This window comes from Polaribacter sp. (assembly GCF_051251875.1).
GTDB lineage: Bacteria > Bacteroidota > Bacteroidia > Flavobacteriales > Flavobacteriaceae > Polaribacter.
This window is the reverse complement of record NZ_JBPOGL010000009.1, coordinates 104466-115904: the sequence shown is the minus strand read 5'-3', so window position 1 is coordinate 115904 and position 11439 is coordinate 104466. Positions and strand designations below refer to the sequence as shown.

Genomic DNA, 11439 nt, shown 5'->3' with positions numbered 1-11439 from the left:
GGCTCGTTTTCGGGGTTTGATTTTATCTAAAATACAACTTATTTAATTGATATGCAAGTACTTATTTATTTCTGAAATTGCCCAAATAAAAAACCTTCTTGATTGCTCAAAAAGGTTTTATAGTATTTATGTAGTTTTGATTCTTTTTTATTAATCATTTAGCTTTAAAACGGCCATAAATGCTTCTTGCGGAATTTCTACATTACCCACTTGACGCATTCTTTTCTTCCCTTTTTTCTGCTTTTCTAGTAACTTACGTTTTCTAGAAATATCTCCTCCATAACACTTTGCAGTAACATCTTTACGCAATGCTTTTGTGGTTTCACGTGCAATAATTTTTGCGCCAATTGCTGCCTGTATCGGAATATCAAACTGTTGTCTTGGTATTAATTCTTTTAGTTTTTCAACTATTTTCTTACCAATTGTGTAGGCATTATCTGCATGTAATAAGGCAGAAAGTGCATCTACTCCAGAGCCATTTAATAGAATATCTACTCTTACTAACTTTGATTCTCTCATGCCAATTGGCGAGTAATCAAAAGAGGCATAACCCTTAGAAACGGTTTTTAATCGATCATAAAAATCGAAAACAATTTCTGCCAAAGGCATGTCAAACGTTAATTCTACTCGTTCTGTTGTTAAGTAGGTTTGATTGGTAATTTCACCACGTTTTTCGATACACAAACTCATTACTTGTCCTACAAAATCTGACTTTGTAATAATACTAGCTTTTATAAAAGGTTCTTCTACTCTGTCTAATCTTGATGGATCTGGTAAATCTGTTGGATTATTTAAAAGTAATATTTCGTTTGGATTTTTCTTTGTATACGCATGATAAGAAACGTTGGGAACCGTTGTAATAACGGTCATATTAAACTCACGCTCTAAACGTTCTTGAATAATTTCCATGTGCAACATTCCTAAGAATCCGCAACGGAAACCAAAACCTAAAGCGGCAGAACTTTCTGGCACAAAAACCAAAGAAGCATCATTTAATTGCAGTTTTTCCATAGAATAACGCAATTCTTCAAAATCTTCTGTATCTACAGGGTAAATTCCTGCAAAAACCATTGGTTTTACGTCTTCGAAACCATCAATAATTTCTGTGGTTGGTTTGTGTGCATCTGTAATTGTATCTCCTACTTTTACTTCTTTTGCCGTTTTAATACCGGTAATAAGATAGCCAACATCACCTGTTTTTACAGATTTTTTTACAACTTGAGATAGTTTTAAAGTTCCAACTTCATCGGCAAAATAATTTTTACCAGTTGCCATAAATTTAATCTCTTGACCTTTTTTAATTTCTCCGTTTAAAACTCTAAAATAGGTTTCAATACCTCTATAAGAATTGTAAACAGAATCGAAAATTAAAGCTTGTAATGGCGCATCAGGATCTCCTTTTGGTGCTGGAATTTTATCAATAATTGCTTCTAGAATATTTTCAACTCCAAAACCAGTTTTACCACTAGCGTGTATTACATCTTCTGCATTACAGCCTAAAAGATCTACAATATCATCAGTAACTTCTTCGGGGTTTGCAGAAGGTAAATCTACTTTATTTAAGATAGGAATAATTTCTAAATCGTTCTCTAAAGCTAAGTATAGGTTAGAAATTGTTTGTGCTTGTATACTTTGTGCTGCGTCTACAATTAACAAAGCGCCTTCACAAGCTGCAATAGAACGAGAAACTTCATAAGAGAAATCTACATGACCAGGAGTGTCTATTAAATTTAAAACATATTGCTCTCCTTTGTGTGTATAATCCATTTGAATGGCGTGCGATTTTATGGTAATTCCGCGTTCGCGTTCTAAATCCATATTATCTAATAACTGATCTTTTTTTTCACGATCTGTTACTGAACCTGTATATTCTAGTAATCTATCTGCTAATGTGCTTTTACCATGATCTATATGTGCGATAATGCAAAAGTTTCTTATGTTCTTCATACGTCGTTTTCTAACTACTGTCAACTGACAAAGATATGTTATTTACATACCTTGTCAAATAAAAAAAGTACAATGTATGGCATTGTACTTTTTTTAGCATTTTTTATAGATTTACAAATCTCTTTCTAACTCTGCAATGGCAATTTTAAACTCTTCTAAATTGATGCATTCATCTCCAGATTTATCATATCCTTTAATTAATTCATTGGCTACAATTCCTCTAAAAAAACCACTAATATCAGCGTCTTTTAATAGTTCTTTTACTTCACCTTTATTTAATTTTCCGTCTTTATCATTGTCAAAAAACTGAAAAGCTTCAGTTGGACTTTGAAATTTACTGCTGATTAAGAAATTAATTTTTTTTAAAATATCTTCTTTTGCTCCCATGTTTATTGTTTGTATTAATTATATTTTAAGATACTAAAATAAAGTTAAAATGTATTACAAAAATACAATCTTTTAGTTCTTGTTTTTATAAAAAATAGGAAAACAAAAGAATTAAATTACCTGTATTTGCTGTGCTATTATCAACAATTGATATCTTAAACGGTTTCTAACTTTAGGGTTAGAAGAAAATATTTATTCTTTTAAAGGATGAAAAAACACTAAATTTGCAAAAAATTAAATCATTTTGATAAAAATAGGCAATATAGAACTCCCAGATTTTCCGCTTTTATTAGCGCCAATGGAAGATGTATCAGACCCACCTTTTAGAGCTTTGTGCAAAGAAAATGGGGCAGATGTAGTGTATACAGAGTTTATTTCTTCAGAAGGATTGATTAGAGACGCAGCAAAAAGCGTCATGAAATTAGATATTTACGAAAAAGAACGTCCGGTTGGAATACAGATTTTTGGTGCCAATTTAGAATCTATGTTAAGAACGGTGGAGATTGTAGAAAAATCGAACCCAGATATTATTGATATTAATTTTGGTTGTCCTGTTAAAAAAGTAGTTTCTAAAGGAGCAGGAGCGGGGATTTTGAAAGATGTAGATTTAATGGTTTCGCTTACAGAAGCCATGGTAAAACACACCAATTTACCAATTACAGTAAAAACTCGTTTGGGGTGGGATCATGATTCTATAAGAATTGTTGAAGTTGCAGAGCGCTTGCAAGATGTTGGTTGTAAAGCAATTTCTATTCATGGAAGAACGCGTGCACAAATGTATAAAGGCGATGCAGATTGGAAACCCATTGCTGATGTTAAAAACAATGCAAGAATGCACATTCCTGTTTTTGGGAATGGTGATGTAACTACTCCTGAAAAAGCAATGGAAATGAGAGATTCTTATGGTTTAGACGGCTGTATGATTGGTAGAGCTGCTATTGGCTATCCTTGGTTTTTTAATGAAGTAAAACATTATTTTAATACTGGGAAATATTTGGCCAAACCTACAATTGCACAACGTGTAGAAATGGCGAGAAGGCATTTACAAATGGCAATTGACTGGAAAGGACCTGTTTTGGGTGTTTTTGAAACTAGAAGGCATTATACCAACTATTTTAAAGGAATTCCGCATTTTAAAGAATACAGAATGAAAATGGTAACTTCTGATGATGCAAAAGATGTTTTTGCTACGTTTGATGAAGTGGAAGCGAAGTTTGGAGACACGGTTATTCCGCAATTTTAATTCCTATTTATTTCATCTTAAGGAGAATATTCAAATGGCTGTATTATTTTTTATTCACCTTTATAGCTATTGTATCCCAAATTATTACAAGGAGTATTCCTAATAAAAGTAGTCCTCCAATTGGGATTGTAACAATAGAAAACCAAAATAAGGAAAAGACTGCACTATTAGATTCGTTTATTCTTTCTCCGAAAAGGCTACAGAACCATTGCCAAGAAAATGGAATTATTATAGGAGATAATGTTGCTAAAAGTACTATGATTATTACCTTAAAGCTTTTTAAATAATCTTTCTTATTTTTTATATAAAATTGTTTCATTTTTGATCGAATAGAAAGGTGTTGTGTTGATGAGTAGCATCCATCTAAAAGTAAAACAACAGCAGTATTATTTTTCTATAAATTCCATAGAAATTCTACTACTTGCAATTTTTGAAGCAATAAAGCCTAAAATTGTAATGGTAGCAATTACAATAAACAGGTTAGAAAATCTAAATTCTACTGGGTAGGCTAAGTTTTGTGTAATCTTAAAGATTCCGAATTGTTTTTGAAGAAGCACTATAATAATACCAATAGTTAAGCCAATTAACATTCCAAAAAAGGTGAGTAAGAAGCCTTGTAAAACAAATACTTTTTTAATGTCTTTTACAGTGGCTCCTAAACTAAAAAGCGTTTTAAGATTGTGTTTTTTATCAATAATCATCATTATAATGGCGCCAATTACATTGAACAGCGCTATAATTACAATCAGCGTAAAAATAAGATAAGAAACAAAATTTTCTGTATTAATAACTTTGTAAAAAACCTCGTTTAATTGCTCTTTTGTTTGTACTTTATATGAGTTTCCAAGTTGGTTTTGAAGTTGTTCGGAAACTGTATCAGCATCCATATTTTCTGCTAATTTTAGAGCAATACCTGTAACTTGGTTTTCCTTATAATCTAGTAGTTTTCTGGCTTCATTAATAGGTACAAAAACAAATTTTCCTTCAAATTCTTCTGTGCCAGAATAGATGCCAACAACTTGAACATTGGTTGTAAAAAATGCGTTTTTAGAACTAATAAAACCTGTACCAGGTTTAGGAACCATGATAGATAATGGTTCTCCAAAATTTAAGATTCCTAAAGATAATTTATTTGAAATTCCTCTTCCAATAACGGCTGTATTTGTAAAAACAGTATCTAGCCAATTGCCTATGTATAAAGATTCTTCTATGTTAGAAATAGCTTTGTAATTATCTTCAACGCCTTTCACATACGCAATTTCAGATTTATTATTGTATTCTAAAAATACACGTTCTTCTATTATTTTAGAACTTACTTTTATTGCTTTTTCATTTTCTAAAACCTTTATAAGACTATCGGTAACAAAAAAAGATTTTCCTTTAACAGTTGAAATTTTAATGTCTGGGTCAGAAACATCAAGCAAGCTATAACTAAATGTACGTAAACCAGAAAAGCCTGAAAGAATAATAAAGAGTGCTAATGAACCAACAATAACACCAAAAGAAGCAATTATGGTAATAATATTGATAGCATTATTACCTGTTTTTGTAAATAAATATCTCTTGGCTATGTACAGTGGAAAATTGATAGGAAATAGTTTAAGTGTCTATAAAATAGTTTTTTAAAAGGTAGGTTTTTGTAAGATTTGCTTGCTACCTTGAATGTAAAATATCATTTTTCCTATTGAAAAAAATTATCTTTTTTGACGTTTTGGTAAAACATCAGGGTTTTTTATAGGATTATCATCTTCACCTTTTAAAGATTTATCAATTTCTTCGTTATAATCTAAAGTATCATCACCAAAAAATAAGATTTCTGGCATTCTACGTAATTGATGTCTCGTTCTTTTTGCCATTTCATGACGAATTAAAGGTGTGTTAGATTGTACTCCTTTTATCAATTCGTCTCTTTTATCTGAAGGGAAAATACTTAAATATACTTTTGCAACTCCTAAATCTGAGGTTACATGCACTTTAGAGACTGAAATGATAATTCCTTTCATGCCATCTTGTGCTGCTTTTTGTAAAACATCTACCAAATCTTTTTGCAGAACGCCTGCAATTTTACGTTGTCTGTTGGTTTCTTCCATGCGGCAAATTTACGATAAATTCAATTACAAAAAGTGAAAATTAAAACATACGATTTAAATAATACAAGTTTCCGAAAAATGAGGTAAAACCGATTGGTTTAGCGATATATTTCAAGTAATAAAAAACAGATGGTCTGGTTCTATTTAAAAATAGAAAGTCGAAATTTATTTTGTTTGAAATGTCTTTTTTATCAATTTAAATTGTGTAAATTTTATTTTTTATAGCGTACATAACCAACCCAACTCTATTTCTAACGTTTAATTTTGAAAATAAAACATCTCTATAGCCATCTATTGTTTTAGGACTTAAAAACATTTTTTCTGCAATTTCTTTGTAGGTGAGTTCTGTGCAAGCCAACTTCATAAAGGTAAGTTCTCTATCTTTAAAAGTTTGTTCTTCAGAGGCATTGCCAGTAAGAGATCTCATTAATAAATTGGTAACACTTTTGGTGTGAAAAAAACCGTTTTCTACAATTTCTAATAAGGCTTTTTCTAATACAACTTTTTCGGTATCTTTTAGTAAATAGCCAATAGCACCGGCTTTTAACATTTTTAGAACTGTACTATTATCATCTTCTACAGACAATGCCATCACATGAACAGATGTATGGTTTTTAGTAATCCATTCTGTGGTTTCTATTCCGTTCATAATTGGCATATTTATGTCCATTAAAACTACATCAGGTATGTATTTAGGAGAAGCAGAGAATTTGTCTATTAATTCTTGTCCGTTTTTACAAGTATATAAAACTTTAAATTTATCAAAAGTGTTTACCATACCGGCAATTGCTTGAGATAACAAAGTGTGGTCGTCTACGATTACTACAGAATGTTTTATCATAATTTATAGGTTATTTTTAAGATAGTTCCTTTGTTTTCTTCCGATGTTAAAATGGCAGAAGCACCAATTAATTCTGCTCTTTTTTTAATATTTCCAATACCAATTCCGTTAGAAATATTTGTTTTTGAAGAAAAACCAACACCATTATCTTTTGCTGTAATTTTTAATTCATTTTCAATAAAACACAAGGTTACTTTTAAATGAGTTGCTTTTGAATGTTTAATAGTATTTGAAAAAAATTCTTGTAAAATTCTAAATATTATAATGGTTGATTTTTGATCTATATGTTTTTCTTTTCCGGTAACTTCTAAAGTAGAATCGATAAAATTTAATCGATTAAATCTGTCTATTTCTAATTGAACAGCGTCTTTTAATTCTATATTTTTTAGGGCTTCAGGATTAATTAATTTAGACAAAGAACGAACTTCTTTTAATCCTTTAGAAATAGTTTCAGAAACTTCTTGAATATTTTCTGGTGTTGCATTTTGTAATTGAATCTTTGCCAATGTTAAAAGTTGACCAATATTATCGTGCAATTCCCAGCTAATATTACGCAGGGTTTCTTCTCTAATTTCTATCTGTGTTTCTGCAATTTCTCTTTCAAATCGTTTTTTTGATTCTTCTTGTTCTTGTAAAAGCGTGTTCTTTCTTCTTTGATAAATGGTAAATAATATCACAATAGTACTTACCATCAATAAAAAAAATATTGATGTAATTATTAAGACAGATTGTACTCCTTCTTGCTCCATATAAAACCTATTACGTAACAAGTATATAAAATTAGATTAAAACAGATGAGAATTATTTGATACAAATTTTCATTTGACTTAATTATTTCTTCCGTAAATATCATAAAAGGAATCATTCCTACATTAAAAAGTAGTAGTGCTGTGGCTATCCAAAAACTTAATTTATATTTTATATGAATCATTATTTTACTAGTTAATAATTCAGAAAAATAGAAAAGTGTAGCAATTAAATTAATAATTGCGCCAAATACAAATACTTTAATATGGTAGTTATTATTGTGTTCAAAAACAAAACAATAAATATCTAGTAGTATGAATAAACAAGTAAGAAGTAAAATAATATTTTTATATATTGTTTTTTGTATAATTTTTAAATACCAAACAAAGTAAAATAAATAACTTATTAAAAAATAAATATTATATACCCAAGAATTATTTTTCTTTAAAACATTCCCCACATAGCCACCAACACCAAAATCAAGAATAAAAACAAACCATAAAAAATGTAAAAAATACTTTTCTGTAGTTTTATTGTATTTCTTGTAATGATAAGTGGCTAACAGGGCTGCTATTAACTCAAAAATATTTACTATATAATCCATACTGTTAACTATGTAATCTGCTTATTGGTTCAATTAATTAATCTAAATCTTGTGGTGGTTTTCCTCCTTGACCCATATTTAATCCATCTATATCTTTCATAACAATATCTTTAAACCAATAATAGAATTTGTTAGATTTATTAGAGTCAGACGCCTTTTGATATGTTGGCATAAAAAATACCGTAGAAAACCCTGGGTCTTTAGATTCTTTATCCTTTTTTGGATATGCTCCTAGGTATACGCGTAAGCCTAAGCCTTTTAATCCTTTGTTTTCTGCTTCTTGTTCTACATAAGCAATGTATTGTTTTAAGGTTTTTAAATCGAAAGTGATATCTCTTACATCTTCTACAAATCTTTTTTCCTTAGAAATTGTAACGCCTTTAAAGTGCCCATTTTTATTAAGAGCTTGGTTTAATACTTTGGCTCTGGTAGCTATATATTCTTGCTGTAGTTCTTTTGCTTTTTCATAAGAAATAGTTGTTTTTGGTTTTTCAATTTTCTGTTGAGCAAGACTGGTAGTTATTAAATTAACAGGTTCAATTTTGTTGTTTTGTTTTTTTTGCTTTTTATCACAAGAAGATAAAACTAAAGTAGTTGTTAGTAGAAATAAAATTTTGGTTGTTGGTTTCATAATTATTATTTTAATTATTATTGATTAATAAAAATACGGTTTAATTATTTTTTATAAAACAAAAATTACCAATTGTTTGTTAAATTGCTTAAAATAAGTTAATTAAGTTGTTGTTTTTTGTAAAAATTATTGGAACAACTATTTTAAAAGGGTGTTTTTCCCCTGTTTAAAAAAAGGTTTACACTATTGCGTAATTTTGTATTTGTTAAGATGTTTGCAGTGTGCTTTTTTAATAAGCACAAAGGGGAAATTTGCTATTTAAAAAACATCTTACTTTATAAGTTTAGGTGTTTTTTTTTGAGTTGAAAAAAATTAGTTTTTTATCGATTTAAAATCTTCCCAGTAATGGTTAGAGGTATTGTCTACAATTTGCCAATTGTAAATTACAGAGAGTTGATAAATTTTAGACAATTCTTCAAACAATCTAGTTTTTGCTTTTTCTTTTAAATTGGTAACAACAATAGTTTTTTTAATTTTTTCAATACTTTTTTGGTGAATTGTATTTAACTCATCTTTAGAAAATGTGTTAAATTGACTTTGTTGTACATCGAAATATTTTACATCCGGAGAAATTGTTATTTCCTCATTTGGTATGCTATTAATAATTATTTTTTTACCAATAGAATCTATTTGAATTTCTAATTCAGACAAATTATAACCTACTTCTACTTTTGCATTTACGGTAATAATGGCCTTTTTATCAAAAGAAAGATAATCATAAAAATATTTTTTAGAATCAGAATAATTATAAACTTCAGAAAATGTTCCGCTAGAAACCACCAATTTACTCATGTTTTTAATTGCCTGTACCACTACTTGAATTTCTTCTTTTTTATGTGATTCAGCTTTTTTATCATTCCATAATTTTGCGCATAAAAATCCACATAAAAAAATAACGATGTATTTTATAAAGCGCATATAGATTGATGTTTTAAGAGTTGTTTAGTATGTGTAAAAAACGGTTTTTGAGGTTAGTTTCTGTTTCCTAAAATTTTAAAACCCCAATATAATAACATGGCTAAAGAACCTAAAGCAGCTACTAAATACGTTCTTGCGGCCCATTTTAAAGCATCTGTTGCACCTGCTAATTCTTGTTGAGAAACCATGTTTTTATTTTTTAACCAAGCCAATGCTCTATTACTAGCATCGTATTCTACAGGTAAAGTAACAAAACTAAAAAGTGTTGCAAGTGCCATAAATAGTAAACCTGCAATAGCTACATAAAAACCAATGCCAGAAGCACTAGAAGCCGCACCTAAAACTAGTCCGCCAATAACCAACCATTGAGAAAATTTAGAAGTCACACTTACAATAGGTACTAATTGAGAACGCATTGTTAAGTAACTATATGCTTTTGCATGTTGTACAGCGTGGCCACATTCATGTGCTGCAACCGCAGCCGCAGCCGCATTTCTTTGGCTATACACAGACTCACTTAAATTAACGGTTTTGTCTTTAGGATTGTAATGATCTGTTAATTGACCAGGTGTAGAGATTACTTTTACATCAAAAATACCGTTATCGGCAAGCATTTTTTCTGCAATTTCTGCACCGCTCATTCCGTTTCTTAGTTGAATTTCAGAATATTTTTTAAATTTATTTTTTAGTGTATTGCTAATTAGCCAACTTACCAGAGAGATTGCACCAATTAAAATATAAAATCCGATCATAATCTTTATTTTTTAAATTTTTGTTTCATTTTTGTATGATAAATTTACAACATAAAGTATTCCAATTTATTATTTGCGTATAAAAAATGACAAAATGACAAATAAACCCAACATATTAATAGTTTATACTGGCGGTACAATTGGTATGATCAAAGACTACAAAACCAATGCGTTAAAAGCATTTGACTTTAGCCAGATTGTAGATAAAATTCCAGAATTACAACAATTAAATTGTAATATAACCAGTATTTCTTTTAAAGATCCTATAGATTCTTCTAATATGAACACCTCATATTATGTAGAAATAGTAGAAATTATTGAAGAAAATTATTCAAAATTCGATGGTTTTGTTGTTTTAACAGGCTCAGATACCATGGCATACACATCTTCAGCAATTAGTTTTATGCTAGACAACTTACAAAAACCCATTATTTTTACGGGTTCGCAATTACCAATAGGAGATTTAAGAACAGATGCTAAAGAAAACTTAATAACCTCTATAGAAGTTGCAAGTGCTAGAAAAAATAACCAACCTGTAATTTCTGAAGTTTGTTTATATTTTGAATACAAGTTATATAGAGCCAACAGAACTACCAAAATAAATGCAGAACAATTTGAAGCATTTACCTCTATGAATTATCCGCCTTTGGCGGAAAGTGGTGTGCATCTTACCTTTCATGAACAATATATTTATCAACCTAAAAAAGAAACTGCCGGTTTAATTGTACGTAAAAACTTGGTAACAGATGTTGTTATTTTAAAATTATTTCCGGGGATTACAGAAACTACCGTTGCAAGTATTTTGAATAATAATAACTTAAAAGGTGTTGTTTTAGAAAGCTATGGCGCCGGAAATGCCCCTAATGTAGCGTGGTTTATTAAATTATTAGAAGAAGCAATTAACAAAGGAATTAAAATAATAAATATTACACAATGTGCAGGAGGTAGTGTAATTTTAGGACATTATGATACAAGTGTATCCTTAAAAGAAATGGGTGTAATTAGCGGTAAAGACATGACTACTGAAGCTGCTATTGCTAAGTTAATGTATTTGTTGAGCGAAAACTTAACCACAAAACAGTTTAAAAACTTTTATGAGAAACCTTTACGCGGAGAAATAAGTAATAAAAAGGCCTAATAATAGTAGGATAAATAAAATATTATGACAAAAGTTTACGTTTTACTAAGAAATAGATGTTATTTTTTTTTAAATGCTCATATTTTTTTTGTTACTTGGCAGTCTCTTAAATGAAAAATGGAGGTTTTTAGTTTTTTTTAT

Annotated in this window: 12 protein-coding genes; 2 read left to right on the top strand and 10 right to left on the bottom strand. The window is 29.5% G+C overall.

Features of this window, described 5'->3' with window-relative positions:
• Window positions 1-150: 150 nt before the first annotated feature.
• Window positions 151-1947, bottom strand: a complete 1797-nt coding sequence (gene lepA / locus ACSHW5_RS06430; RefSeq protein ID WP_435675290.1) for a translation elongation factor 4 — start codon at window positions 1945-1947, stop codon at window positions 151-153.
• A gap of 111 nt (window positions 1948-2058) precedes the next feature.
• Complete coding sequence (locus tag ACSHW5_RS06425; protein ID WP_435675289.1) at window positions 2059-2334, bottom strand: EF-hand domain-containing protein; 276 nt, start codon at window positions 2332-2334, stop codon at window positions 2059-2061.
• Window positions 2335-2578: 244 nt separating this feature from the next.
• Between ACSHW5_RS06425 and dusB the strand changes: the two genes are divergently transcribed.
• Window positions 2579-3577 carry a tRNA dihydrouridine synthase DusB gene (gene dusB, locus ACSHW5_RS06420; protein ID WP_435675288.1) on the top strand — a complete coding sequence of 333 codons (999 nt, stop codon included), beginning with the start codon at window positions 2579-2581 and terminating at the stop codon, window positions 3575-3577.
• Window positions 3578-3963: 386 nt separating this feature from the next.
• Here dusB and ACSHW5_RS06415 read toward each other — a convergent pair whose 3' ends face one another.
• The 8 genes from ACSHW5_RS06415 to ACSHW5_RS06380 all read right to left on the bottom strand — a co-directional run bounded on the left by ACSHW5_RS06415 (window position 3964) and on the right by ACSHW5_RS06380 (window position 10160).
• Entirely contained in the window at window positions 3964-5106 is a 1143-nt protein-coding gene (locus ACSHW5_RS06415) for an ABC transporter permease (protein ID WP_435675291.1), read from the bottom strand.
• A gap of 165 nt (window positions 5107-5271) precedes the next feature.
• Complete coding sequence (gene rbfA, locus ACSHW5_RS06410) at window positions 5272-5667, bottom strand: 30S ribosome-binding factor RbfA (RefSeq protein ID WP_435675287.1); 396 nt, start codon at window positions 5665-5667, stop codon at window positions 5272-5274.
• Between the two features lie 196 nt (window positions 5668-5863).
• On the bottom strand, window positions 5864-6508 hold the full coding sequence (locus ACSHW5_RS06405) for a response regulator transcription factor (RefSeq protein WP_435675286.1): 645 nt from the start codon (window positions 6506-6508) through the stop codon (window positions 5864-5866).
• A complete protein-coding gene (locus ACSHW5_RS06400) occupies window positions 6505-7257 on the bottom strand; it encodes a sensor histidine kinase (RefSeq protein WP_435675285.1) in 753 nt (250 codons plus the stop codon). Before ACSHW5_RS06400 ends, ACSHW5_RS06405 begins: the two co-directional genes overlap by 4 nt.
• Window positions 7227-7859 carry a hypothetical protein gene (locus ACSHW5_RS06395; protein WP_435675284.1) on the bottom strand — a complete coding sequence of 211 codons (633 nt, stop codon included), beginning with the start codon at window positions 7857-7859 and terminating at the stop codon, window positions 7227-7229. Before ACSHW5_RS06395 ends, ACSHW5_RS06400 begins: the two co-directional genes overlap by 31 nt.
• A gap of 37 nt (window positions 7860-7896) precedes the next feature.
• Window positions 7897-8490 (bottom strand): hypothetical protein, encoded by a 594-nt coding sequence (locus ACSHW5_RS06390; RefSeq protein ID WP_435675283.1) that lies wholly within the window; start codon window positions 8488-8490, stop codon window positions 7897-7899.
• 312 nt (window positions 8491-8802) lie between these two features.
• Window positions 8803-9408 carry a DUF4230 domain-containing protein gene (locus ACSHW5_RS06385; protein WP_435675282.1) on the bottom strand — a complete coding sequence of 202 codons (606 nt, stop codon included), beginning with the start codon at window positions 9406-9408 and terminating at the stop codon, window positions 8803-8805.
• Between the two features lie 53 nt (window positions 9409-9461).
• Window positions 9462-10160, bottom strand: a complete 699-nt coding sequence (locus ACSHW5_RS06380) for a zinc metallopeptidase (RefSeq protein ID WP_435675281.1) — start codon at window positions 10158-10160, stop codon at window positions 9462-9464.
• A 94-nt stretch (window positions 10161-10254) separates the two neighbouring features.
• On the opposite strand from ACSHW5_RS06380, the gene ACSHW5_RS06375 reads away from it, so the two are divergent.
• Window positions 10255-11298, top strand: a complete 1044-nt coding sequence (locus tag ACSHW5_RS06375) for an asparaginase (RefSeq protein WP_435675280.1) — start codon at window positions 10255-10257, stop codon at window positions 11296-11298.
• The last annotated feature ends 141 nt before the right edge of the window (window positions 11299-11439 follow it).